General features: G+C 63.8%; 21 protein-coding genes. 9 read left to right on the top strand and 12 right to left on the bottom strand.

The window, feature by feature from the left end; all coding sequences use genetic code 11:
- Positions 1 to 313 precede the first annotated feature (313 nt).
- Positions 314 to 877 (top strand): calcium-binding protein, encoded by a 564-nt coding sequence (locus SPHV1_RS15180; protein ID WP_054946874.1) that lies wholly within the window; start codon positions 314 to 316, stop codon positions 875 to 877.
- A gap of 102 nt (positions 878 to 979) precedes the next feature.
- Here SPHV1_RS15180 and SPHV1_RS15175 read toward each other — a convergent pair whose 3' ends face one another.
- Entirely contained in the window at positions 980 to 1,210 is a 231-nt protein-coding gene (locus SPHV1_RS15175) for a hypothetical protein (RefSeq protein WP_054946873.1), read from the bottom strand.
- A 346-nt stretch (positions 1,211 to 1,556) separates the two neighbouring features.
- On the opposite strand from SPHV1_RS15175, the gene SPHV1_RS15170 reads away from it, so the two are divergent.
- A complete protein-coding gene (locus SPHV1_RS15170; RefSeq protein WP_231634695.1) occupies positions 1,557 to 2,615 on the top strand; it encodes a sulfotransferase in 1,059 nt (352 codons plus the stop codon).
- Positions 2,612 to 4,051 (top strand): hypothetical protein, encoded by a 1,440-nt coding sequence (locus SPHV1_RS15165; protein WP_054946871.1) that lies wholly within the window; start codon positions 2,612 to 2,614, stop codon positions 4,049 to 4,051. Before SPHV1_RS15170 ends, SPHV1_RS15165 begins: the two co-directional genes overlap by 4 nt.
- A 36-nt stretch (positions 4,052 to 4,087) precedes the next feature.
- Here the strand turns inward: SPHV1_RS15165 and SPHV1_RS15160 are convergent, their stop codons facing one another.
- The 6 genes from SPHV1_RS15160 to SPHV1_RS15135 all read right to left on the bottom strand — a co-directional run bounded on the left by SPHV1_RS15160 (position 4,088) and on the right by SPHV1_RS15135 (position 12,707).
- Positions 4,088 to 5,347 carry a glycosyltransferase family 4 protein gene (locus SPHV1_RS15160; protein ID WP_054946870.1) on the bottom strand — a complete coding sequence of 420 codons (1,260 nt, stop codon included), beginning with the start codon at positions 5,345 to 5,347 and terminating at the stop codon, positions 4,088 to 4,090.
- Positions 5,348 to 5,357: 10 nt separating this feature from the next.
- Positions 5,358 to 5,873: a polysaccharide biosynthesis/export family protein gene (locus SPHV1_RS15155; protein ID WP_231634694.1), complete on the bottom strand. Its 516-nt coding sequence runs from the start codon at positions 5,871 to 5,873 to the stop codon at positions 5,358 to 5,360.
- Positions 5,818 to 7,077: a glycosyltransferase gene (locus SPHV1_RS15150; RefSeq protein WP_054946869.1), complete on the bottom strand. Its 1,260-nt coding sequence runs from the start codon at positions 7,075 to 7,077 to the stop codon at positions 5,818 to 5,820. The genes SPHV1_RS15155 and SPHV1_RS15150 overlap by 56 nt, the downstream gene beginning before the upstream one ends.
- Entirely contained in the window at positions 7,074 to 9,308 is a 2,235-nt protein-coding gene (locus tag SPHV1_RS15145) for an AAA family ATPase (RefSeq protein ID WP_082431026.1), read from the bottom strand. The genes SPHV1_RS15150 and SPHV1_RS15145 overlap by 4 nt, the downstream gene beginning before the upstream one ends.
- A 238-nt stretch (positions 9,309 to 9,546) precedes the next feature.
- On the bottom strand, positions 9,547 to 10,908 hold the full coding sequence (locus tag SPHV1_RS15140; protein WP_082431025.1) for an HlyD family type I secretion periplasmic adaptor subunit: 1,362 nt from the start codon (positions 10,906 to 10,908) through the stop codon (positions 9,547 to 9,549).
- Entirely contained in the window at positions 10,905 to 12,707 is a 1,803-nt protein-coding gene (locus SPHV1_RS15135; protein ID WP_054946868.1) for a type I secretion system permease/ATPase, read from the bottom strand. The genes SPHV1_RS15140 and SPHV1_RS15135 overlap by 4 nt, the downstream gene beginning before the upstream one ends.
- Before the next feature lie 275 nt (positions 12,708 to 12,982).
- Here SPHV1_RS15135 and SPHV1_RS15130 point away from each other — a divergent pair, with 275 nt between their 5' ends.
- Positions 12,983 to 14,455 carry a TolC family protein gene (locus SPHV1_RS15130; RefSeq protein ID WP_231634693.1) on the top strand — a complete coding sequence of 491 codons (1,473 nt, stop codon included), beginning with the start codon at positions 12,983 to 12,985 and terminating at the stop codon, positions 14,453 to 14,455.
- A 13-nt stretch (positions 14,456 to 14,468) separates the two neighbouring features.
- Here the strand turns inward: SPHV1_RS15130 and SPHV1_RS15125 are convergent, their stop codons facing one another.
- Positions 14,469 to 15,452: an endonuclease/exonuclease/phosphatase family protein gene (locus SPHV1_RS15125; protein WP_197277734.1), complete on the bottom strand. Its 984-nt coding sequence runs from the start codon at positions 15,450 to 15,452 to the stop codon at positions 14,469 to 14,471.
- Between the two features lie 344 nt (positions 15,453 to 15,796).
- On the opposite strand from SPHV1_RS15125, the gene SPHV1_RS26055 reads away from it, so the two are divergent.
- From SPHV1_RS26055 to SPHV1_RS15110, 3 genes are all read left to right on the top strand, one after another.
- On the top strand, positions 15,797 to 16,246 hold the full coding sequence (locus tag SPHV1_RS26055; RefSeq protein ID WP_054946878.1) for an acyltransferase: 450 nt from the start codon (positions 15,797 to 15,799) through the stop codon (positions 16,244 to 16,246).
- A 143-nt stretch (positions 16,247 to 16,389) separates the two neighbouring features.
- Positions 16,390 to 17,298: a glycosyltransferase family 2 protein gene (locus tag SPHV1_RS15115; RefSeq protein ID WP_054946866.1), complete on the top strand. Its 909-nt coding sequence runs from the start codon at positions 16,390 to 16,392 to the stop codon at positions 17,296 to 17,298.
- A gap of 191 nt (positions 17,299 to 17,489) precedes the next feature.
- Positions 17,490 to 17,879 carry a PilZ domain-containing protein gene (locus SPHV1_RS15110; protein ID WP_342743662.1) on the top strand — a complete coding sequence of 130 codons (390 nt, stop codon included), beginning with the start codon at positions 17,490 to 17,492 and terminating at the stop codon, positions 17,877 to 17,879.
- 31 nt (positions 17,880 to 17,910) lie between these two features.
- Here the strand turns inward: SPHV1_RS15110 and SPHV1_RS15105 are convergent, their stop codons facing one another.
- The 4 genes from SPHV1_RS15105 to SPHV1_RS15090 form a co-directional block, all read right to left on the bottom strand.
- Complete coding sequence (locus SPHV1_RS15105; protein WP_054946864.1) at positions 17,911 to 18,927, bottom strand: MarR family transcriptional regulator; 1,017 nt, start codon at positions 18,925 to 18,927, stop codon at positions 17,911 to 17,913.
- Between the two features lie 84 nt (positions 18,928 to 19,011).
- Positions 19,012 to 20,034 carry a ferrochelatase gene (gene hemH, locus SPHV1_RS15100; protein ID WP_054946863.1) on the bottom strand — a complete coding sequence of 341 codons (1,023 nt, stop codon included), beginning with the start codon at positions 20,032 to 20,034 and terminating at the stop codon, positions 19,012 to 19,014.
- The gene (locus tag SPHV1_RS15095; protein WP_054946862.1) at positions 20,034 to 22,289 is read right to left on the bottom strand and encodes a xanthine dehydrogenase family protein molybdopterin-binding subunit; all 2,256 of its coding nucleotides are present in this window, start codon (positions 22,287 to 22,289) and stop codon (positions 20,034 to 20,036) included. Before SPHV1_RS15095 ends, hemH begins: the two co-directional genes overlap by 1 nt.
- The gene (locus SPHV1_RS15090) at positions 22,289 to 23,275 is read right to left on the bottom strand and encodes an Mrp/NBP35 family ATP-binding protein (protein WP_054946861.1); all 987 of its coding nucleotides are present in this window, start codon (positions 23,273 to 23,275) and stop codon (positions 22,289 to 22,291) included. Before SPHV1_RS15090 ends, SPHV1_RS15095 begins: the two co-directional genes overlap by 1 nt.
- Positions 23,276 to 23,418: 143 nt before the next feature.
- On the opposite strand from SPHV1_RS15090, the gene hflK reads away from it, so the two are divergent.
- Positions 23,419 to 24,573, top strand: a complete 1,155-nt coding sequence (gene hflK, locus SPHV1_RS15085) for a protease modulator HflK (protein ID WP_054946860.1) — start codon at positions 23,419 to 23,421, stop codon at positions 24,571 to 24,573.
- Positions 24,573 to 25,412: a protease modulator HflC gene (gene hflC / locus SPHV1_RS15080; RefSeq protein WP_054946859.1), complete on the top strand. Its 840-nt coding sequence runs from the start codon at positions 24,573 to 24,575 to the stop codon at positions 25,410 to 25,412. The genes hflK and hflC overlap by 1 nt, the downstream gene beginning before the upstream one ends.
- The last annotated feature ends 29 nt before the right edge of the window (positions 25,413 to 25,441 follow it).

The following is a 25,441-nucleotide window of genomic DNA, read 5'->3' as shown; positions in this document are numbered from 1 at the left end:
TCCTAAAGCGGGACGCTAAATTGGATTATGGGCGCGCAAGCGGCGTCCCGTCCTCCATGGCGGAAATCCCGCGCCAAAAGCAGTTCAAGTCTCGCGATCGGGGCGAGGTCGCCTAAAGAGGCCCCTCCGATACCGAGCCATCTAATCAGACAAAATATCGCGAATTTAAGAGGGTTGGGCGCGTTCAACAACGCGCCTTGTTTCGTGACGGATCGTCGCAAGACGGCCCGGCTCGCCGAAAAGACAAAAGGGACGCCGGCACCTCGAAGTCGGGGCAAATCAACTGACGGATCGATTGGAAAGGAATGTTCCCATGGCAGAAGTTCTTGGCACAGACGGCGGCGACAATATCGCCGGCACTGCGGATTCCGATGTCATCTTCGCCGGTGGCGCGCGCGATGTCGTGAAAGCCGGAGCGAGCGACGACGAAATTCATGGCGGTGCCAATGCAGACCGCCTCTACGGCGACGAAGGCAACGACTACATCGAAGGCGATTCTTCGAACGACAAGCTCTTCGGCGGCGCGGGCGACGACACCCTCGACGGCGGCGCCCAGAACGACCGCATCTACGGCGGCGACGGGAACGACATCATCATCGGTGGCGACGGTAACGACGTACTGTACGGTGACAATGCCGGTGACGGAAACGACAACGAAATGGGTCTCGACACGTTCGTTTTCGACAGTGACGACGGAACCGACAAGGTATTCGATTTCGAAGTGGGATACGACAATGTCGAACTCACGGACGGTGGCACCTACAGCCTGTCCTATGCCGGCAGCAACACGATCCTCACTTACGGCAGCACAACCATCACTTTCTATGATGAGCTTCTGACCGGCAGCGACATTTCCGGGGCGACCCTGGTCGTCTGAGGGGCGCGCCCGCCTGGCGGGCAACGTGAAGCCGGATCGGGAAACCCTACGCCCGATCCGGCGCTCGCACGTATCGCGAGAAAAACTCCGCGCGCCGTGCCTTCAGAGTAAAGCGATGGCGACAGCCACCCAGAAACATGCCGAAAAGGTCAAGGCGATGGCAAGGCCGAGCGCGGGCTTGCGCCCTTCGGATTGCGTATCGGTATCGGCCGGGGCCGCCGCGACAAGCCAGGGCGACGCTTCATTGCTCTCTCGCGCCGTTCCCGATGCAACCTTGGAGGTGGCGCCGGCGCCCCCCCGATGCATCGGCTTGCGAAGTGTTGAAGCGGCCATTTTCCAGCTCCCGCGTTGTAGCCGCGGCAATCCCCCTGTGCGCGACCTTGCAACCTTCTAACGTCAAGACGTTAATTTTCAGATAGTTCGTTAGGCGGGATTCCCTTCCAACCGCACTTACAGACATGGTTAAGTCGTGCCTTCCGGATTGCGTGACCCGGTTAACTGCAGTTGACTGAAACCTGACGCCCATCCCGGTAAGGCCCCGCAGATTTCATCCGGTTCCGGCAGAGCGCGCCGATGAAAGCCACGGGTCCGCACCGGAATGGAGCGAATAGCAGTCGATAGCGTCATTCCCGAAGCGTCTGGAATATCGGGGCATGGCTGGCCGGGTTAGGGTACCGACTTGCTCCACAACTGCACCGGGATTGCGCAATTGCCCCAGGATAGCGCCCTTCTCCTTACCGAGCCCCTGCCGGATCATGCCATTGACCGCGCGGGCGCCTTCCACGCGGGATCGCATGGATTGGCGCTGGGGTCACTCGCGCCCAACCTCTTCGTCATCGGCGCCTCCAAATCGGGCTCAAGTGCACTCCACGCCTACCTCAAACCGCATCCGGATATCTGCATGAGCAGTGAGAAGGAGCCATGTTTCTTCGTCGATCCGGGCGAACTGGAAAAGGCTTGGCCGATCATGGCCCGCAAGCCCTGCTCCCACGATCCAGCTGCCTATCTCGATCTCTGGAAGGGCGGCGAGGCAGCGCGCTACCGCGGCGAAGGCAGCGTCTATTATTCGCAGGCTCCGCATCGCAGCGGAGTTGCAGGCCGCATTGCCGCGGCCTGTCCCGACGCGCGCATCATCTACACGGTTCGTGAGCCGGTAACGCGGGCGATCGGTCATTACTGGCAGCGTTACAAGGAATTTCAGGAGCTCCGCCCCGTTGCCCAAGCCATGCGTGAAGATCCCCTCTATCGCGACACTTCGGATTATGCGCTGCAACTTCGCGAATATCTCGAATACTTCGATCGCGAGCAGATCCACGTGGTCGTTGCAGAGGAATTGCGCTCGAACCGGCGGGAAGTTTTGTCCGGCGTGCTGGACTGGCTCGGCCTTGCGCCATTCGACTATCACGAAGCGCAACTCAGCGACCGCCATCGCTCGCCGCCCACCAGTCGCCGACAGCGCTTCACCGCAGTCGGCAAGCTTCGCGATTCCGCCCTGTGGGCAGCCCTGCGCACACGCCTGCCACGCGGCTGGATCGACTGGCTGCGGGAGACATCGACCGTCACTTTCGACAAGGCGGAAGTCGACGAGACTGAGGCCCGGCAATATCTCTCGGAATATCTGACACCGCGCCGCGCCGCGTTCGAAACACTGATCGGGCGGAAGCTGGACTTGTGGGACGCACAACACCCCCAGATTAAGGCCCTGATTGATCCCCACGTGGCGCCGACGCACCGGTGATCAATCTGCTGCCCATCGCCGCATTCTGGAGCCTTGCTTTCTGGGGACTCGTCAGCCGTAAGCCGGTGTTGATATACCTGTTCTTCGCCACATTGCCCTTTGGCGCTTTCGCCGCGGTCCCGACGTTCCTGACCGGAGGGCTGACTTTCATACCCACGCCGCTCGTCACCCTGCTCATCATCCTGCGCACATTCTGCAAGCCGCAGGGCCCGGCTGCGATGCTGACCCTCGCCTTGATGCCGCACAAGCTGAAGCTGCTGTTCCTGTTCTGGCTTGTCGCCGCCGTCACGACGTTCTTCATGCCGCGCCTGTTCGAGAACGCCGTCATGATCGTGCCGATCCGCGGCATATTGAGCGATACCGCTCCCTTGCGACCGACCCTGCAGAACCTCTCCCAATTCGCCTATCTCACGATTGCTGTCTTTTCCGTGTTCGCCTTTGCAGTGGTCCTGCAATCGGCGGTCATGCGCCAGCATGCGCTCAAGGCCCTGTGTCTGGGAGGAGCGATGACTGCGGCAACCGGTCTGGTCGATCATGCCAGTCGCTACCTGCCTCTCGATCCCTTGCTCGCGCCCTTTCGCACCGCGACGTATGCGCTCGTCACCGATGTGGAAGTTCTGGGCGCGCGGCGTGTCGTCGGTCTCATGCCGGAAGCCTCGGCTTATGGCGGAATTAGCCTGGCGCTTATGGCAACCCTCTACTTCTACCGTCGCGCGATTTTCGATGACGCACTCCGCACGGTCTGGGTCCCGGTCATTCTTTCCCTGCTCGCGCTGTGCGCATGGCTTTCGACTTCATCGGGTACTTATGTAGGGGTTGCCCTGCTGGGCGGGGTCGCCGGGTTGGAATGGCTGCTTCGTGCCAATACAGATGGCCAGAGGTTCGCGATCTATCGTCGGGGCTTGGGCGGCGAACTCTGCGTCCTCCTCTCACTGATCGTGGGCGTGTCGCTGCTCCTGATCATCCGGCCCGAAATCCTCAATCCGGTATTCGAGCTGGTGGATCGCATGGTCCTGCAGAAAACCGCTTCGAACTCGTTCGCCGAACGCGGCATGTGGCGCGCGGTGGCCTGGGACAGTATTCTGGCCACACACGGTTTCGGAGTGGGCATCGGCAGCACCCGGGCTTCAAGCAGTTTCGTGGCCATTCTCAGCGGCGCGGGACTGATCGGCGGCGCGCTCTATTACGGCTTCGTTCTGCAATCGCTTCTGCGGCCGACCGCGGGTGCCTCGATCGAAAGCCAATTGCTCATTTCGGGCTTCCGCTTCTCTTTCGTTCCCAGTTTTGTCGTGACCTTGATGGTCGGCGATGCCGACTTCGGCGGGATGACGGCTTTTGGGTTCGGTTTGGTCACCGCGCTTTCGATCACCGATGCCAGGCGCCGGGAAAATCTGCACGGATCGCCTCTTCCCCACTCACTTCATGCCTATGGGTAGCTTCGTACCGAAATCGATCAGTCGACATCGTTTGGATCAAGCGCACTGATTAGTGCCTGCTTCAGTCAGAACCTGACGATATTGACTGACGACTGCGTCCGCCCAGGTTTCCTCGGAATTGCAGAGGGATCTGAAACCCGCCTGCCCGGCGCGCGATATCGCTTCGACAACACGATCGTTGCGATGCAGGGCTGTCAGCGCGCCGGCGAAGGCATCCAGATCCGCCGTATCGATGGCCAGGCCAAAGCCCGCCTGCGCGATTTCCTGTGCAACAAGGGCGCGGTCGCTGACGATGACAGGAACGCCTGAGGCGACGGCTTCCAGTGCGACGAGCCCGAATGGTTCGGACCAGCGACTAGGCATCACCGCGACGCGGGCCGATGACAAGGCGCGCGCAACGCCGGCCCGGTCCTGCCTGCCCACGAAGATCGCGGCCGGATTGCACTTGCGCACCACTTCGACTTCGCTGCCATCGCCCACGAAAGTGATCGGCAGGCCTGCCTTTTTCGCCGCTCTTGCAGCAAGGTCTGCACCTTTCTCCGCTGAAATCCTGCCAATGAAGACGATGCCGCGGTTGGCTTCGGCCGGAATGCGATCTGTCGAAAGGGGTGAAACGGGATTGCGGACTGCGCGAAGCCTGTCGGCCCTCCACCCGCTTAGCCGGAACTGCGCTTCCTGTCCCGGGTGGATCATCAGCAGGCGTGCTGCATTGGTCCCGCCATGTTGCAGGCCGCGCCGCAAGACTTCCCTGCCCACGCGCCAGAGCTTCTGCGCATGGGAAGCCTTGTCGCAACGGCTTTGCAGGCATGCCGTGCCCAGCGGCGTCAATGTGCAGTCCCGCTCACGAGGGTAATCGAAGAAAGCCCCGTTGGGACACCCATTGAAGTAATCATGGCCGTGCAGGATCAACCGATCCGAAACGTGCCGCAGGGCCGCAAATATCGCCGGGGTCAGGATCTTGGACCAGCCGTGGAGATGGTAGACTGTGCCCGGCGTATCGTTACGCGCGATCCAGTCACGGGTCTGCGCGTAGGCACGACGGTTGTACAAACCGCAGGTCAGCGCGCTCAGCTTCGAGCGTTCGAGCAAGGCCTTGCCGTGGAGTGGCAGAAACTCAACATCGCTGCGATCGAAGCGCACGCCGCTATCGCCTGCGATGAATGTCGTCGCTATGCCACGTCGGCGCAGTTCGCCGATCAAGACCTGTACCAGGTAGGAGGCACCGCCCAGAGCCTCACTGAAATCGTGCAGAACGACCACCCTTTCAGGCAAGGCTGCGACCTTGGAAGGTTTCACGAAGTTCCGATCAGAAATAGCGCTGGCCGACCCGAACCGTGTCACCGGGCAAAACGGCGGCGCCACTCGTCAAACGGTAGGCTGTTTCCTCGGTTTCGCGACCATGACGAATGTACACAACATGCTCGTTCGCACGATACGTGAACCCACCGGCTTTCGCGACAAGCCCATGGACAGACATCCCTTCTGCGTAAGGATATTCGCCCGGTTTCTCCACTTCGCCAAGGATGTAGATCGGCCGATATCCCACAACATCGATGGCGATGCGTGCATCCCGAACATATTCGCGGCTGAGCAGGGTTTGCAGGTCCTGTCGCAATCGCGCGAGCGTCTTGCCTGCGGCTTGCACATCGCCGGCCAGCGGCAAGGTAATGAAGCCCGCATCATCGATCGCGTATTCTCCGCTCAAGGCGTCTTCCCGGAAAACATCGAGACGCAGCCTGTCACCGGGAGAAAGCTGATATGCGAGACTATCGACATTGGGCAACGAACGCGTCGCGACCGTCGTACAGCCCGCGATCAGCATGAAAAGTGCGACTATCATCAAGCGAATTGCCATGATTTCCCATCCCTTGTGAAAGCCCAGTCAAAGCACCGATCGGGTCGTGACGGCCCACGCGCCGGAAATGGTCGAGCGCATCGAGGATGCCACGGGCGAAGGCATCCGGGCCAAACCGAGCCGCATTGCGGACGGCCTCTTCGGGCTGAAACTGCGGTTGCCATTTCTCGAAGCGACGGATCGCATTGACGAGGTCCATGGGCGTTTGACGGTCGAAAAAGATCCCCGTCCGCCCCTCGACGATGGAATCCGTTACACCGCCCCGACCGAAAGCTATGACCGGGCGGCCGCTGGCATTGGCCTCAACCGGAACGATGCCGAAGTCTTCCTCCGGCGTGAATACAAGCGCGCGGCACGTGGCATAGGCGTGCTGTAATTCGGGAAAGGAAAGCCGCTTGCGGACCTCCACGCTCGGCCCTGCGCTTGCGACAATCCTGTGGAACATTTCGCCATCGCCGACCATGAGTGCGGGCACACCCAGCCGATTGAATGCCTCGAGCGCCACGTCCGCGCGTTTGTAGGGGGTCATCTGGCTCACCCAAAGATACCGGTCGCTCACTTGAGTGGATGGCGCGAAAGCATCCACGGCAACCGGCGGATGCACCACGCGTGCCTCGCGCCCCCAGACCTTGGCGATGCGCCTTGCGATGAAGCCGGAATTCGCGATGAAACCATCGACCCTGCTTGCCGAAGTGACATCCCACTGACGAAGGCGGTGGAAGGCAAGGGGCATGATCCGGCGGCTGAGCCAGCCCGCGCTTTCCCGGTAGTCCTGGTAATGATCCCAGAGATAGCGCATCGGCGAATGACAGTAGCAGAGGTGCAGGGTATCGGGCCCGGTGATCACGCCCTTCGCAGGCCCGGACTCGCTGCTGATGACAAGATCGTAACCGCGCAGGTCCAGTTCCTCGAGAGCGAGGGGCATGAGCGGCAGGTACTTCTGATAGTGCCGCCGTGCGCCCGGCAGGCGGCCTATGAAGCTCTGCCTGACTTGGGCCTTGCGGATCCGGGCAGAAACCTTCTGCGGGTCGTAGACATGGGTGAACAGGTCCGCATCGGGAAAGAGGTCCAGCAGATGCTCGATCACGCGCTCCCCGCCGCGCATTCCGACAAGCCAATAATGCACAATGGCCACGCGAAGCGGTCGCGTAAGCGCCCCTTCCCTCATCATCGGTAGTATCCCTTATAATGCGCGTAGAAGCTGGCGACATCCTCTCCACCGAAGCGCACCTGCTTCTTCATGTCGACCTGGTTCAACACCACGCCGCATTGCTTGAGGGTGCGCCCGGGCAATTGCCGGATCGCCGCCTTGACGATCCGATCGACGGTCATGCGCCATCGCACGACCAGCAGCACGCTATCGGCCTGGGCGACGATCGCACGCGTTTCCGCAATCGGCAGGATCGGGGGACAATCCAGGATCACCACGTCGAACTCTTCCCGCAGGCGGGCAACCACCCTGTCGAGCCTGCCCCGCTCCGTCAGACGTTCGCCCTGCGGGAAAGCGCGGGTGATCGGAACGATCCGCAAGGGAGAACAAGCATCCTCGTATTGGGCGATATCCAGGCTTTCGTCATGAAGCGCTTCATACAGGCCGGGCTCTCCCTCAGGCGCGCAGAAGCGCTTGCTGAGCTGCGAGCGGATGACGTCGCAATCGATCACCACCACTCTTTCGTTGGCCATCGCCAGGGCCCGGCCGATGCAGGCGGCTAGCGTCGATTTTCCCTCGCCGGGAATGGCAGAGGTGATCGCCAGGACCTTGCCCGATCCCGATACCGAATGGCGCACCGAAACGATGATGTTGCGTAGCGCTTCGGAGAAAGGACCTTCCGGGTATTCGCGCAGGGTATCCATCGGCGTATTCGCGTGGGGTTCGATCGAACGGATGGCCGGAACGAAGCCCCAACCCGGCAGTCCGATGCGCGTCTCCACATCGCCCAGGGTGGTCAGCCCGCCGTAAGAAAGTTCCGAAAGTATCGCCAACATCGCGCCAGAAAGCACACCTACCACGAGCGCCAGCGCCAGATTCAGTAACAGGTTGGGCGAAACCGGAAGGACCGGAACATTGGCCGCGGATATCAGTCGCGCAGAGGGCTGCTCCGACCCGCTTCCTGCCACCACCGCATTGTAACGGCGCAGGTAGGATTCGTAGAGCGTCTTGGACGCGTCCGCCTTCTTTTCCAGATCGGCCAGTTCAACCAGCGCGCTGTTGCCCGTCTGTAATTGCGATTGCGTGCCGCCTCGGCTGCGGCGCAACGAGGCCAGCCGCTGCGCCGAGGCCATGGCCTTGGTTTCCAGCCCGCGCAGGGTCCGCGAGACTTCCCCGGAAATCTGCCGGTCGAGATCGGCGATCTGCTGTCGCACGGTCACAAGGTCGGGATTGTTGTCAAAATAGCGCTGCGAAAGATCGCGTTCGCGGATCACCAGTTGCGCGCGTTGCGACCGCAAGGTCGCGACCACAGGAGACCCTGCACCGAACCCCACACCTTCAGGGCCGCCACTGCGCAACTGAGCCCGCGCGCTGGCGAGCGCTTCGGCATCCTGTGCCGCTTCCGCCTCTGCGTTGACGATCTGCTGGTTATAGGTCGACAGTTCCTGCTCGGTCAGGCCCGTGGCCTGCGAACTGAGCAGTTGATGGCGGTTGCGATACGCCTGCACGTCGGCAAAATCATGGTTTGCCTGCACGCGCAGGGCATCGACCTTCGATTTCAGCACACGTGCGGCCGTGGCGTTGGTCTGCGCCCGTTCACGGGCATCGTCAGTCGTGAAAAGGCGCGCATAGCCATTGGCGATCGCGGCTGCGCGTGACGCTTCGGCATCTTCGAAGGCAATGCGCAGGTTGAACGAATTGCCCACCCTGGTCACATCGAGACGCTTGCTCAGGTAATTGACCGCGCGTTGGCGAAACTGCACTTCGTCCCCAGTGGCCCTGTCCGACTGCCTGATGGCGCCGAAGCCGACGGACGCCAGGATGTTGTCGAGCGCGGTGCGGGGCATCTCCACGTCGCGGCGGAACAGCCGGTCATGTAGAAGTCCCGTTGCGTCGAGCACCTGCCCGGCCATCTCCCGCGATCGGATGAGTTGGATCTGCGTCTCGACTTCTTCGGCCCGGGTCGGTGCATCGCGGGTCTGCGCATCTTCGTTCGGCACGACGTCTGTCGACCCGGTGATCATCACCACATCGGCCCAGCTGCGGAAAATGCGCGGCAAAGCGGAAGTCCAGACCACCGCCAGCCCAAGGCACAGGATCAGCGTCATGACCATGACCGGCTGCCGGCGCCGCAGCAACGAGAGCAGATAACGCACGGAAATCTGCTCATCCCTGCTACGAAAGTGCCCGGCACCGCCCGGCATGAGTGACGGCAGTCCCGTTTCCGGTTCATAGATGGCGGGGAGATTCAAGCAGCAGGCTCCTGGCAGCAAGAATTTGGGACACCGGGCGCGTCGTCAGAATTGGACTGGCTCTCTCCGAATACGAAAAAGACGCGTGCAACCCCGAACTGATACGTATACGAATAAGCCCTCATTACAGGGGCGGGAATATCCAGGTTCATCCGATCTCGTCCCTATCCCGCAATTATAGATCCATTCCGGAAGACACATCGCCAGGCATGAAAGACGCCATCAGCCTGAATTGGGTTCATTCACGCAGAGCACGTCTCAGTTGATCGCCCAAGGGGCGCAAGATGTAGTGCAACATCGTGCGCTCGCCCGTCTGGACGAAGACTTCGACAGGCATTCCCACGGCCAGACGCGTCTTGCCCAACTTGCGCAGCTCCGCTGCCGGAATCGCTATCGTCGCAGGATAGAATGCCGTATTCGTCGCGCGGTCGATTGTCCTGTCAGCGGCGAGTTGAACGACCTTGCCTTCAAGTTCGGGCGTCGTGCGCATGCTCAAGGCGGTAAAACGCAGGTGCGCCACCCGATCCTGCGCCACCTGGTCGATATCCGTGGGGCGAATGCGGGCCTTCACGACGAGGCGGTCCTGCTCCGGAACGATTTCCAGCAAAGTTTGACCTGCAGGTACAACACTGCCCAACGTCCGCACAGCCAGCTTGTCGACAATCCCGGTCTGCGGGGCGCGAATGACCGAGCGATCGTTCTGATCGCTTGCCGCTACCTGCTCCTTGCGCACTTGGGCGATGGCACTGCCCACCTGTGCCAGTTCGAGCGCCGCCTGACTGCGGGCCACGCTCTCGATCGAGGCCATCTGCGCGCGCAGTTCGGCGATCCGCGCCCGCGCCTCGGCCATGCCCGATCGCGCTGCGGCATTATCCGCCTCCACACCAACCGCGGCGCGTTCAAGCGCATTGAGCCGGTCCAGCGTCGTCAGCCGTTCTGCGTAGAGTTGGCGTGTCTGCGACAGTTCCTCATGAACAAGGTCCGATTGCCGGGCATAAGCCGCGGCGCGGCTGCTTTGCGCCGCAACTTCCGCCTGGGCTTGCGCGATGCGCCGGGCCAATTGCAGCCGTTGATCGCCGCGCGCCGCCCGTTCGAGTTCGAACGACCTGCGCTCGTCTGCCAGAATGGTCGCCACTTGCGGCTTCTCTGACCGACTTCGTAATTCGTCAGGGAATGCAATATTCGCGGCATTGTTTCGCAGGGCCCGCAGCCTCGCTTCCTTTGCAAGCAACTGATCGAGATCGAGCCCGATGTACTGGGCTGCGGCACCGGCGACGCGTGCATCAAGGCGGATCAGCGCCTGCCCCTTGTGAACGTGATCGCCGTCCTCGACCAATATCGCCTTCGCGACGCCGCCGAAGGGATGCGAAATCTCCTTCACATGCGTTTCGACGCTCACTTCGCCGGGCGCGATGACTGCGCCAGCCATTGGCAGAAATGCGATAAGCACACCGAACCCCAGAACCAGAACAGCCACGGCGCCCAACCCAAGCCGCAGAAGGGCCGAGAGGCCGCGTTCCACCCCGGCGGAGAATTCACGCCCCGCCAGTGCTGCATGGATGGGGGGCGCCAGCATTGTGGCTTGGACCAAGGCGCTCACTCACTCACCTCCACTGGCCTGGCAGCAGATTCGACGGATTTCGAGGGATCGCCCGGGGGGGCCTCACTTCCGTTTTCACCGGGACGGGATCGCAAACTGCTGTCTGACCCCGCCGGCGATGCGATGCGCGCCTCGAATTCTTGCCTTGTTTCGAACCTTTCGATCCTGCCGTTGTTCATCGCCATGATGTGACTGGCATGGGCGATCACGCTGGGGCGATGGGCAATGACGACGACGATCGCCCCGCGCTGACGGGCCTGCCTGATCGCCAGACCCAAGGCCCGCTCACCATCGTGATCGAGATTGCTGTTGGGTTCGTCGAGTACCAGCAGGAAAGGATCTGCAAACAGCGCCCGCGCGAGTGCGATGCGCTGTTGCTGCCCGGCAGACAGACCGCTGCCATGCGCCCCGATGACGTGATCGTAGCCTCCTTCCAAACGCACGATTAGATCGTGGCAGTCCGCCGCATTTGCCGCGGCCAGTATCGCCTCGCGATCGGCTTCGGGCTGGAACCGGGCGATGTTCTGGCCGATCGTTCCCTCGAACAGTTCGATCGACTGCGGCACGTAGCCGAGAATCCGCGCGATCTCGTCCGGCGACCACTGGTCCAGAGTCGCGCCATCCAGCCGAATCGCACCGCGAAGGGGCTTCCAGACGCCGCAAAGCACGCGCGCAAGTGTCGTTTTCCCGGACCCGCTTCTGCCTACTACCGCCAGTGCATCGCCCGCGCTCAACCGGAAGCTCAGATCGAGGACCGCGACTTTCTGCGTCCCCGGAGGTCCGGCAGCGAGCCCCTGCACTACGAGATCGCGCCGGGGGCCTTCCAGTCCCATGGGCGCAACGCGAAACGGTACAGCTTCGAACAGGTTGCGCAGGCGATCCAGCGCCTGCCGGGCCGAAACCATCCCCTTCCAGTTGGCGATGACCTGTTCGACGGGAGCAAGCGCGCGGGCGGACAGGATCGACCCGGCAATAATGATCCCACCGGTCGCACGCCCGTCGATCACCAGAAACGCGCCCAGAGCCAGCGTCGCCGACTGGAGCAGCATGCGAAAGGCCTTGGTCGATCCCGACAGGGTGCTGGAGATCGCCGAGAACCGATCATTGGCGCGAAGGAATTCGGCCTCGACACTGTGCCATTCGCTTTGCCGCGCGCTTTTCATGCCGAGCGCCTTGAGCGTTTCGGCGTTGCGCAACGTGGATTCTGCCAGACCGACCCGCCTTGCTCCCGAACGCATGGTCGCCAGCGCCAGCGGTTCGGTCATCCGGTTGTTGACGAGCATCAGCGTCACCAGCACCGCCACACCGAACAGGGCGAGCAGACCGATGCTCCAGTGGAATATGGCGAGAATGAGCAGATAAACCGCGATCCACGGCAGGTCGACGCAGGCCAACGGCCCCGGCCCCGACAGACAGGCCCTGACGGTATCGGCGTCGCGCACGATTTGCGTTCCATTGGGCATCGCGCCGCGCGTCAGTTCATGGCGTGACAGGACATCGAGCACCCGGTCGCTAATCCCGCGCATGAACAGCGAGCCGACCTGCACCATCACCCGCCCCCGCACCACGTCGAGTAACGCCTGGAAGGCATAGGCAAGCGCCACCATCAGCAGCAGGCTGACGAGCGAGGGACCGCTGCGGCTGGGCAGGACATCGTCATAGACGAGCAACATGAAGAACGATCCGGACAGCAGCAGCACGTTGTAAACGCTGCTGATTGCCAGGACCGGCAAGAGCACGCGCCTGAGCGGCACAAGCGCCTGCTTCAGTTCCGTATTCAACCGGGGCGCGAGGATCATGCAGTCACTTCCATGGCGAGGGCCGCATTACATATCGCCGGGCATGGTTCTGGCGATCAGAAGTAGGTCCGTTCCCGAACCAAACCGGATGCAGTCGCGGTTCCCATCTGCCTCGTATCTCCTAGGATCAGTGCAGCAATCGCGCCTTTGCCGGAGGGAGGCGGCGGAGCGAGCAACCGGAATCCGGACAGCCCGCTCCGCACGGTTCCCCCGCGCCCGGTGCGATGCCTTTCAAACCATCCCATGAGGAACCATGCGTGAAGTGCAGGGCATTCTTGCATCTGTCGATTGGCCTGTTCGCGGCCCTGTCCGCCCTCAAGGCGAAGGCGGACACGCTGGAACAGGCCATTGCCAGGGCGCATGAAAACAATCCGCAACTGAAAGGAACCAAATTTCTGGCCCGGGCCGCCGATGCCGCAGTCATCAGGGCCAAGGGTGCCTATGGTCCCAGCCTCTCGGTTTCGGTCCGTCATGAATATACTTTCGATCGCACGACGCTGGACGATCTCGCTTTTGACGATCAGGGCTTGGGCACCACCGCCTCCCTTTCGCTTTCGCAACCGCTGTTCACATCGGGGCGCCTTGCCGCTGGCCTGGATTCAGCGCGCGCGAACCGGATGATCGCGCAGGAAAACCTACGCGCCGCCAGCCAGCAACTGACGCTCGATGTCGTGAATGCCTACGCCTCGCTGCAGCGGGACATCGCCCTCTATCGCGTCGCCCGGGACATCCACGCCCTGCTTGCGCAACAACGCGACGCCACAGCCGCCCGGTTCAGGCTGCGCGATTCGACAAGATCCGATCTCGATCAGACTACCAACCGGCTGGAGATCGCTGCCGGACGGGTGATCCGGGCCCGCGCTGCCGTGGAAACGAGCGCAGCGCGCTATCGCAATATCGTCGGCGCTTATCCCGACGATCTGGCCGCGCTTCCCGACATTCCGCCCGTTCCGCCGCTCTCTGACCTCTATGCACAGGCGGACGCGAGCAATCCACAGGTCCGGGCGGCCCGCTATACGGCGCTCAGATCACGGGCCGCGGTCGCCTCGGCCCGCGCGGCGATGGGCCCGCAATTCAGCGCCTTCGCTTCGGCCGAACGCGCGCCGTTAACCCCTTACCAGAACACCCGGCGGGTTGAACGGGTAGTGGCCGGTGTCAGTCTGGCGATGCCGCTTCATTCGGGCGGACAGCTAACCGCGGCCCTGCGGGAAGCGGAGCAGCGCAACCTTGCCGACAGCCAGTTCGCCGAACAGACCCGCCGCGACGTGCGCGAAACGCTGGCGACCGACTGGAACCTCTATCGCGCCGCAGCCGAGGCACTCCCGCGCTTCGACGCGGCCGTTCGCGCGGCAGAGAGCGCCGTCGCCGGGGTGAAGCGTCAGGAAACCGCCGGCATACGAACCCTGCGCGAAGTTCTGGAGGTAACCAACGACCTGCTCACTGCCCGCACGAGCGCGGCCGAGACGCGCGCCGAACTGTTCATCCGCAAGGTCGCGGTCCTGCGCGATGCCGGAATTCTCGGCCCGGAGATGTTCGATATCAGCTCAACGCATCTTGAAAATGACGTGGCGGACGAGAGCGCGCCGCAACCGTTCATCCCGGCTGGGCTGCCCTTGCGCCCGATCCTCGATCCGTTCGACCGCATCCTGAGCAACAGTCATGTTCCGCAAGTCCCCGTCCTGATCGAGAACGATGAAACCTTCCTCTGGGACGATGGGGCGGACGGATTGAAGAAACCCTCACCTTGAGCCGTGCGCGCGCTTAATTCACTTGGCACAGGTCGGCAACGAAACCCCTGTGATCCGAACCCAGATCGGGGCTGGTCCGGATGGCTTCGACCTTCCAGTCACGACCCACCAGCAAGTGATCGATTTGCCAGAACCCGGGATAACGGTGTCCTTCGTAAGTAAGCGGCCACGTGGGCCGATCGGTACGCGTCAGGCTCATGCCGTTGCGTGCGGCGTAATCGGCCAGGAGCCGCATTCTTGGCGAAAGGTTGAAATCACCGATGATCACCGACGATGCCGGTACGGTCAGCGCCTTGCCGAGTTGCTGCAGTTCATGAGCCTGTCGCCCCAACGGCAAGGGGCGTGACAGGTGGACCGCAAAGACCTGCAGATCCCCCGCGCGCCCGGCATGATCAGAAAGTCCTTTGAACGGGAGGTCCATTCTTGCGGCCGGCAACGACTTCCGGTTGAAAGGATCGCCGTGGGTCAGCGCCTCCATCGCGGCAGGTTCGATGCTGGAGAACAGCGCCGTCGAGCATCGGCCGTTGTCGAGACACGATTGCCAGTGGGGATAGCGCTTTTCGAGCATGCCGTGCAGCGGCAGGTACCTGGGCAATTCGGCCACACCGACGACCTGCGGCGATTCAGCGTCGAGCCAGGCGGCGATGCGATCCGGCTCCTTCGGCTTGTGGGTGTTCATCCAGGCGATCCGCAGACGCGCGCCGGAGGGCGAACAGGCCGGGGATCGGGTCAGGTCCGGCCAGAACAGGCCAAGCGCCGGCAGGCAGCAGAAAGCCAGTGCGCCACGCCCCGTCCACGATCGGGCCCACATGGCGAGGACCGCGACGAGAAGCAGACTGATCCCTCCGAGCGGTGCGGCAAGAAGGTTGATGAGGTCGAGCGCAGGATGCGCATTGCCGAAGCGCGCAAGGATCAGAAGCAGAAGAATCATCGCCAGCAGGCATTGCCCCAGGCAGTACCAGCAGGAACGTCTGGTGGAGCGCGACTGGCCATCCATGCACCGCTTCTCCTTGCTGAATCGACAGGACACTGGATTGCAGCCTCCCGCCGGAACTGCAACGCCCTCACCCGATTTCGCGTCGCCCCGAAGATGAAATTGGGTCCGATTTGGCGGAGTCAGATCCGCGCATCGCGTCCCGATGGCGCTAGCCTCGTCAAGTACGCAGCGCGCGGCTGCTTGCCTGCGGCAGGAGTCGCGGACCCAATCCAGCTCGGGAGCAACGGACCTTGCGAGAATCCTTCTTTCTGGCGCTTGCCAACCGCATGCCACGCGGCCGCTTTGGAATCCGGGCGCGCCGGGAATTGCTGAGGCTTGCCGGCATCGCAGTAAAAGGAAAGGTCATGGTTCTGGGTCCGGTGACGATCGTACCGGTCGGCGGCGGCCGGCGTATACGCATCGGCGAGCGGACCTTCATCAACAATGACGTGCGCTTCGCCAGCCACGGCGGCGTAACGATCGGGCGCCATGTGCAGATTGCCGCACGGGTCAATTTCGAAACCGCAACGCACCCGCTCACCGCCACGCCGGGCTGCGCAAGGCCAAGTGTTTACGCGCCGATCGTCGTCGAGGACCATGCCTGGATCGGCGCCGGGGCCATCGTGCTGCCCGGAGTGACGATAGGTCACGGGGCAGTCGTGGCTGCCGGAGCCGTGGTGCACCGCAACGTGGCGCCGATGACTGTCGTCGGGGGCGTGCCCGCACGCTTCCTACGCGACGTGCCCACAGCAAGCGCAATCCCGACCGAAACGGCGACAGATTGTACCACGCGCGACGAACGCTGGCGCGCCTGACCAGACCTGTCTGCGCAGGGCTCAGGCCCACGCTCGATCGTCCCCGGGCATGGATCGGATTCGGATCCGCCTGACGTTCCGGCCCTGACCTTACCGTCCTAGAACAGCTGAAAAACAAAACCCAAGTTGCGGAGACGTGAGCAATGACTGCATGTGACCAGATCCCGGCCCTTGAGCCATCGGTGGCCGTTATCGTCGCCAGCCTCGGCCGCCCTGACCTCGTCCATCAGTTCCAGGACCTGATGGCACGGCAGACAAGCAGCCCGGACATGCTTCTGTTCTCCGTCGTCAGCGTGGCAGACCTTCCATCCGGCCTTGAGGAAAGCACGCGCCTGCGTGTCGTCCGGGGCAGCAAGGGCCTGTGCGCCCAACGCAATCGCGCGCTGGACTGGCTGAACGCGCGCTTCGATATCGTCGTGTTCTATGACGACGATTTCGTCCCGTCGAAGTTCAGCATCGAACATATCCGCGCATTCTTCGCCGAGCACCCGCACGTCGCAGGAGCGACCGGCACCGTCCTGGCGGACGGCATCAACGGCGCAGGCATCTCTTACGACGAGGCGCTGCAGATCGTGCGCGGACATGAGGAACGCGGGTTCGCGCCCAACTGCATCGTCAGGGAATTGCGGGGACTTTACGGCTGCAACATGGCCTATCGCACCGCCGCCATCGGAGAACACCGTTTCGACGAACGGCTTCGGCTCTATGCCTGGCAGGAGGACATCGACTTTGCCGCCTCGGTAGGCAGGAATGGCCGGATCGTCCAGACGTTCGCCTTTGCGGGGGTCCATCGCGGCGTCAAGCTGGGCCGCACGCCCGGAATGAAGCTCGGCTATTCGCAGATCATCAACCCCTCCTACCTCGTGCGCAAGGGTACGATGTCACATCGCTTCGCCGCCCGGCTGATGCTGCGCAATCTCGCGGCCAATCATCTGAAGGCCTTTCGGCCGGAACCCTGGGTGGACCGCGCGGGACGGGTGAAGGGCAACTGGATCGGCCTTTTCGATCTGATTCGCGGCCGCCTGACTCCGGAACGGATCGAAACGCTGTGATTTCAGATAATTATATCCAATGTAACCTAACCAACGTCTTCCACCGACTTGCCCGTGCAGGATCGCGGCGGGGACTACGCACCTGTTGCGGCAGGAGCAAACAGCCGCGGGTTGACGGTTCCATAACCACACAAGTTCCTCTATAAGCGCACAAACAGGTGCGTTATGTACGCTCCTCAACAGTAAAAACGATGAACGAAGGTCCGCACATATCCAGTCCCATGCAGCGGGGACGACGCGAGCAGAGTCGCTTACGCGTCCGCCTGCCCTTGCGCCTGGAAACGAGGACGATGACCTGTCGGGCGATACTGATCGATCTGTCATCGAGCGGCGCGCGGCTGGCCCTTGAGGAACTGCCCCGGGTGGGTACGGACGCGCTGATCCTCTGGGACAAGTACGAGGCATTCGGCGAAGTGGTCTGGGCCGAAAGGATGCAGTGCGGCATTGCCTTCTTCGACCCGATCCCTGCAGACGTGGTGCTGAAAACCCGCGAACTCGATGATGCCGCCCACCTGCCGCAGGACAGGGAGCTGCTGCGACAGGTGGCACGGCAATGGGTCGAGGGGTCGACCCGTCTCTGACCGAAGAGGGAAATCCCCTTGCCTGAGGGGGTCAGACAGGCGCGGGAGCGGCCAGAGAAACTTCTGAAAAATAGCGAGCCATGGCATCGACGGCCGGCTCGGTCAGTTCGATGAAGGCACGGCGGCGATCGCTGTCGTCGCACACGCGGACGAACAGGCCCGCTTCGACCATCTGCCCGATCCAGCGCAGCGCCGTCGTCGGCGGCACGCCTGAAGCGATGCACAGCGAGGTTACCGAGACCCGCTTGCGTTCCAACCGGGCAGCCGTGAGATCGAGCAGCATGTCCCACGCCGGGTCCGCGAAGAGTTCCTCGTCAAGGAAACGCCCCCGCAATTGCCGCAAGCGAATGATCTGCCGCACCATCTGCGCGTCGGGCAGCGTCGGGCGTGCAACCTCCCGCCCGGCATAAGCGCCGCGCGCTTGCCCCTGCGATCCTGCGGGTTCGAACGAGAAGGCCGATGCCGCACTGGCCGGAGCGGGACTGGCGCCGGGCGCCAGCCGCTCGATACGCCCGGCGATCTGGCTGACCTGCTCGGTGAGCCGCAAGAGCATCAGTCGATCGTTCTCGGACAATTCGCGCAGGCGCCCCTGCGGGAATTCCGCAAGGACGCGGCCAAGCGCCAGAACCCGCTCGGCCCGGTTGGGATCGACAAGCAGAATGGGGGCTGACTGATCCATGCAGGCAAAGACCGCATCGAGCGCATCGACCGTGGTCGAGACGATCAGCCGACAGCCCCCCGAGGCCGCTCGCTGGTCCAGTTCGGACAAAGTCGCCATCGCCTTCCCATCGACTTGCGGACAATCGAGCAGAACCACGTCGCCCAGGGCGCGCAACGGCGCATCGACAATGTCCTGCAACGGCCCCGCGGCTGACACCGTCAGCCCTGCGGCAGCGGCATCTTCGCGCAGGCTCGCCCGCAAGTGACCGCGATTGGCAAAAATCGAAATCGAGACCGACTGCCCGGTGTCGCCATTACCGGCCGGGCCACTGCCGCCATCCGCCTTGCCGTAGGAAAAATCGCTCTGGGCAAAGTCCGTCGCTGCCATGTCGTCCCGCCCTCATGCTCCTTGACGAGAACATAGTTGGAACAAATTGGCCTCAAGTCAATGAGGACTGGCGTTAACTTACTGTCACCAGCCGGAAAGCTCCCGCGTGACCAGAGATTTCAGCATGGTCATGCCCAGGTCGGTATCGTTGAGGCAGGACAGCACGGCGTAGCGTTCTCCACCGGCCGCCTCGAAGACTTCACGTCCGCGAATCGCCAGTTCCTCCAGCGTTTCCACGCAGTCGGCCGAAAAGCCAGGCGCAGCGATCGCCAGTCGCCGCGTGCCTGCCTTGGCCTGTTCTTCAAGAACCGTCTCGGTCGCCGGTTCCAGCCACTTGGCGCGACCGAACCGCGACTGGAAGCTGGTCTCGATCCGCAGGTCCGGGTGGCTTTGGGCAAGACGCTCTGCCAGCAGGCGCGCGGTCTTGCGGCAGTGACAGTGATAGGGATCGCCCAGGTGCAAGGTACGTTCCGGCATCCCGTGGAACGACAGCAGCAGCGTTTCGGGCGTAAAGTCGAGCCCCTCGACCTGCGCGGCGATGTCCGCCTCCAGCGCGCCGATATAGGCTTCGTCGTCATAGTAGGGCGGCAGGGTACGCAAGGCAGGCTGCCAGCGCAGGTCGCGCAGCGCAGCGCCCAACTTGTCCATGACCGAAGCCGTCGTCGCGCCCGAGTATTGCGGGTAAAGCGGGGCCACGAGGATGCGGTCGCAACCGGCGTCCATCAGCGCCTTGAGCTTCGAGGGGATCGACGGATTGCCGTAGCGCATCGCCCAGTCCACCCGCACGCTATCGCCCAGCATGTCCTGCAGCTTGCGTGACTGTGCGGCGGTGATGGCGGCAAGCGGGGAGCCCTCGTCGGTCCAGACCTGTGCATAGGCGTGGGCGGATTTCGCAGGCCGGGTGCGCAGGATGATGCCATGGAGGATCGGCTTCCATGCGATCGCCGGGATTTCCACCACGCGCTTGTCCGAGAGGAATTCGGCAAGGTAGCGCCGGACCGCATCGGGAGTGGGCGCGTCTGGGGTGCCCAGATTGACGAGCAATACCGCGACGCCTCCACTCGACACCGTGGGGTGATCGGCAGGCTGGATCTCGGGGCTGGTCATTACAGTTCCTCGGCAAAGAGCGGAAGGCGCCGGAAGCGGTATCCGGTCGCGGAGTAAAGCGCATTGGCGACCGCCGGAGCAACGGCGGCGACACCCAGTTCACCCGGGTCGGCAGGCTCGGCATCGCTGGCGATGAAAGCCACGTCGATCTCCGGGCTGTCGGCCAGGCTCGGCAAGGCAAGGTCGCCCAGACCGTCGGTATCGGGGCGGCCATCGGTATAGCGCGTACTGCTGCCCAGCGTCAGGCCGAGGCCGAAGATCAGCCCGCCTTCGATCTGCTGGCGGGCAATGTCGAAATTGACGATCCGCCCGATGTCGGCCACCGCGCTCAGCTTCTCGACCCGCACGCCGTTCTCGTCGCGCCGGGCGCTGGCGACGACGGCGATGCGCCCTTCGCCGATCATGTGGCAGGCGATCCCCTGCCCACTGTTGTCCCCGCCGCCGCCCCACTCGGCCAGCGCGGCAACGCGCTGGAGGCATTCGGCAAGGCGCGGGTTCTGTCCGAGCATCGCCATGCGGAAGGACAGCGGCTCGCGCTCGGCCTTGTGAGCGAGCTCGTCGATGAACGATTCGGTGAAGAAGGCGGTATAGCCGTGCGCATTGCCGCGCATGCGCGCCGTGGGCAGATCTATGCGCGCGGGCACGTGATCGACCGCGACATTGGCGATGCGATAAGGCGGGATTGCGCCGTCGACCGCCATGGCATCGCTTTCACCGACGACAGCGCGGATCGCCTCCTGCGGCGTATCGCCATCGAACAGGCGCCTGCCGAATTCATGCGCCGTGGGCGGAGCGGCAATGCGCGCCCGCCAGCCGACCGGATTGCCCTCTGCATCGGTTCGCGCCGCCATCACGGCAACCGCGGGCGTGCGCGGCAGCCCTGCCGCCTGCTCCTGCCGGCGCGACCACGTCAGCTGCACCGGTTTTCCCACCTCGCGAGCGATCAGCGCGGCCTCCACCGCGTGATCGAGCTCAAGGCGCCGGTCGAAGCTGCCGCCGATCGGCATGGGATATAGCACGATGTCCGCCACGCTCATGCCCAGAGCCTGTGCAGCGGCCTTGCGCGTTGCCTCGGGCGCCTGCGTGCCGACCCATAGCTCCAGCCTGCCGCCCTCGATCCGAGCCGTTGCGCTGGCAGTCTCGATGGTGGCGTGAACTGCCGGAGCGATTTCATAGCGGATCTGCAGGGGCAGCCCGCCCTTCACCTGCTCCATGTCGCCATAAGCGAAGATGCGGTGGGCCTCGCCCTGCTGCATCGCCGCGTCGAGCGCGGTATCTGCCTGGCCGCTGTCGGCTGCGCCGGACACCCGGTACCGGGGCGCTGCGCGGGAAAGCGCGGTGTCGGCCGTCCACCAGTCGCGGGCGACGGCGGCGAGCCAGGGACCGTGCTGCACGAAGCGGTCGAAGCCACGCAAGCCCTTGGCGGCATCCTGCTTGTAGCCGATGACTTCGGCGCGACCGAGCGGCGCGTGGCGGATCGCGGCGTGGACCATGCCCGGAATGCGCACATCGCCGGCGAAGGTCCATGTCCCGTCGACCTTGGAGGGAAGATCGAGGCGCGGAAAGGCAAGCTGCAGGCCAGGCACGAAATCGCCCGGATCCTCGCTCATCGGCTGCGGGTCGAGTGGCGGCGGATCGGGCGGCGAGAAACCGACCGCTTCGCTGGCGAGCGTGCCGAAAGGCAGGCGCTTGCCCTCGTGCATCACGAAACCGCCCTGTACCCGGCACTCCTCCCAGGCAACGCCCCAACGGGCGGCGGCAGCCTGCATCAGCATCGCGCGGGCCGAGGCGGCCGCTTCCCGGGCGGGGGTTTCGAAGGCGGCTAGCGCGGTGCCATCCGCAGTCACGTTGAAGCGGGTATCCTGCGCCCAGCGGCGGGTGAAGACGCTGTCCGGTTCCTCGGCGAGCTTGGGAAAGGCCGGCATCCACAGCGGCGCCCAGCGCGCGGCGAGGACCAGATTGGCATAGATCGCGCTGGTGGGGGCAGGCTCTACCGCCACCTGCCGCCAGTCGGCGCCGAGTTCATGCGCCACGATCTGCGGGATGAGGGTGGTGACACCCTGCCCCATCTCGACTTGCGGAACCGCGACCGAGACGACCCCGTCGCTGCCGATCTTGATCCAGGCATCGAAGGCATATTCGTCCCGCCCCGGCTCAAGCGGCAGCGGGAAATGGCGCGGACGCAAGGCGTAGCCGATGGCAAGTCCGCCACCTGCAAGGGCGCCGATCAGTATGCCTCGGCGCGTGATCGCCATCAGGGGCGAGCCTTGCCCGCGCCGCCGTCGAGCCACTCACCGACCTTGCGCGCAAGATCCGCGAAACCTTGCGCCTGCGGCCCTTCACCGGCAGCGGGTGGCTGTCCCGCATCGCTGTCGAGCCGAATCGACATGTCGAGCGGGATGCGCCCCAGGAAAGTCTGGCCCATGGTTTTGGCCGCCGCTTCCGCGCCGCCGGCGCCGAAGGGATCGCTCACTTCGCCGCAATGCGGGCAGGCGTAGCCGGCCATGTTCTCGACGACGCCGACGATCGGCACGCCGCCCTTCTCGAACAGTTCGATCGCGCGGGTGGCGTCCATCAGCGCGAGATCCTGCGGCGTCGAGACGATCACCGCGCCGGCCGGCTTGAACTTCTGCAGCATCGTCAGCTGCACGTCGCCGGTGCCGGGCGGCAGGTCGACGATCAGGATTTCCGCGCCGTCCCAGTGGCCCTCGAGCAATTGGGTCAGGGCACCGGCCGCCATCGGCCCGCGCCAGGCGATGGCCTGCCCGGGATCGGAAAGGTGTGCCATCGACAGCACCGGAACGCCCCAGCGGCTCGCGATCGGCACAAGCTTGCTGTCATGCGCGACCGGGCGCTGCCCCTCGGTGCCGAGCAGGCGCGCCTGCGACGGGCCGTAGATATCGGCATCGACGAGGCCGACCTTGCGCCCCTGCCGGGCGAGCGCGACGGCCAGATTGGTGGCCAGCGTCGACTTGCCGACCCCGCCCTTGCCCGATCCGACCGCGATGATCCGGCGCTCGACCTTGTCGGCCATCATCGCCACGCGCACTTCGGAAACGCCGTCGGCGCTTGCCAGCGCCTGCTTCGCCGCAGCTTCGAGCGCGTTGCGCGCCGACGAATCGAGTCCGGTCGCATCGAGCACCAGCGTGGCCCGGCCGTCTGCCAGCCGCACCGACTGCAACCGCGTTGCCGCCTCCTGCGGCAGCAGCGCTTTCAGTCCCTCGGCTTGATCGTTCGACATGTCTACTCCGGCCCTAGTTCAGGGGCTCAGGTGGCAAAGGGAATGAAAAAGGGCAAGAGAGGCACTGTTTTTGTGGGGATAGGCTTCCTATAGATGGTCCCATGAAAGCAATCGGTGGTGCAATCGCACGAGCAGGCCTTGCCATGTCCGGACGTCGCAGTCCCTGGGGCGGAAGTGACAAGGGCGGCGAAGGGCCTTCGGACGAGTCCGGCAAGGACGGCGAAGACAACGACGGGGACGGCGCGTCCGACGGGGACGCGGATCGTTCCGGGGACAAGCGCGGCCCGCGCAACCCCTGGCTGCCCAGCGGCTCCACGCCGCCGCGCCGGTCTGCCAGCATCGAAGACATCTTCCGCACGCGCGACCCGCGCCGGCCCGGCGGCGGCTCGGGCGGCCCCGGCGGCGGCGGTGGCGGCTTTCCGCGCCTGCCGCAGCGCCCTGACGGCAAATCGTGGCTACCGCTCGGCATCGGTGCAGCAGTCGCAGCGCTGCTTGCGCTGTCGAGCGTTCACATGATCGGCCCGAAGGAACAGGCCGTCGTGACCCTGTTCGGCAAGTATGCGCGCACGATCGATTCGGGCGTGAACTTCACCCTGCCCTGGCCGGTCGAGCAGGTCGACGTGGAAGACGTACGCACCTTCACCGTCGATTCGATCCCCGAGGGCGAGACCGAGAAGCTGATGCTGACGAGCGACAAGAACCTTGTCGACCTTAGCTATCTGGTGCGCTGGAACATCAAGAACCTGGTGAACTACAAGTTCCGCCTCACCGATCCGAAGGAAACCGTGCGCGAAGTGGCCGAGGCCGCGATGCGCGCCTCGATCGCGCAGATCTCGCTGAACGATGCGCTTTCGGGCGCAGGCCGCGCGCAGGTGGAGCAGGACGTGCGCGAGCGCATGCAGCGCATCCTCGACTACTACAAGGCGGGTGTGGCCGTGCAGGGCGTGGAAATCAAGAAGGCCGACCCGCCCAGCAAGGTGGTCACCGCCTTCCAGCAGGTCACCGTGGCCCAGCAGGAAGCCGAGCGCGACCGTTCCGAAGCGCGCGCCTGGGCGCAGCAGCTGCTGGCCCGCGCTCAAGGTGACGCGGAAGCCTTCGACAAGGTCTATCAACAGTACAAGCTGGCCCCAGAGGTCACCAAGCGGCGCATGTATTACGAAACCATGGAGCGGGTGCTGCGCGACAACGACACGGTCGTGGCTGAAGCCAAGGGTGTGACGCCCTACCTGCCGCTGTCCGAAGTGAAACGCCGCGCCGCGGACACTGCCCCGGATGCAACCGCCAAGGGAGGCCAGTGATGTCCAACGTCTGGCAGGACTACAAAGCCTTCTGGATCGGCGCCGGGGTCATCGTCGTCGCCATCCTGATGAGCATGATCGTCGTTCCCGAAAGCGAACAGGCCGTCGTCATCCGCACCGGCAAGCCGATTGCGGTCTACAACGGCTACGACCCCAAGGCCGCCTTCGGCCAGACCGACGCGGGCGTGCATTTTCGCATCCCGCTCGTCGACAAGGTCCAGCGCATCGACAAGCGCCTGCTCTCGGTCGACATGGAACAGCAGCAGGTGCTCTCCACCGATCAGGACCGCCTGATCGTCGATGCCTATGCGCGCTATCGCATCATCGACCCGATCAAGATGGTCGAAACCGCTGGCACGACCGAGCGCGTCACACAGCAGCTTGAGCCGATCCTGTCCTCGGTGCTGCGCCAGGAGCTGGGCAAGCGCACGTTCCAGTCGCTGCTCACCGCAGAGCGCGGCAAGGCGATGGAGAACATCCGCGACGGTCTCGACCGCGAGGCGCGCGAATATGGCGCCCAGGTCGTCGATGTGCGCATCAAGCGTGCCGACCTGCCCGAAGGGGCGCTGGCCAGCGCCTTCACCCGCATGGAAGCGGCGCGGCAGGAGGAGGCCAAGACGATCACCGCCGGGGGTCAGAAGGACGCACAGATCATCCGTGCCGGAGCCGAAGGGCAGGCCGCGAAGATCTACGCCGACAGCTTCGGCCAGGATCCCGGCTTCTACGACTTCTATCGGGCCATGCAGAGCTATGACGTCTCGTTCGCCAAGAGCGAGGACGGCAAGACCATTCTGCTGGGTTCCGACAATGCTTACCTGAAGCATTTCAAGGAACCGTGAGAGCGGCCTACTTGGCCGAAAACTGGCGG

This window comes from Novosphingobium sp. KN65.2 (assembly GCF_001368935.1).
Classification (GTDB): Bacteria; Pseudomonadota; Alphaproteobacteria; order Sphingomonadales; family Sphingomonadaceae; genus Novosphingobium; species Novosphingobium mathurense.
Note: the sequence above shows the minus strand (reverse complement) of the source record. Positions and strands in the feature narration are given on the sequence as shown.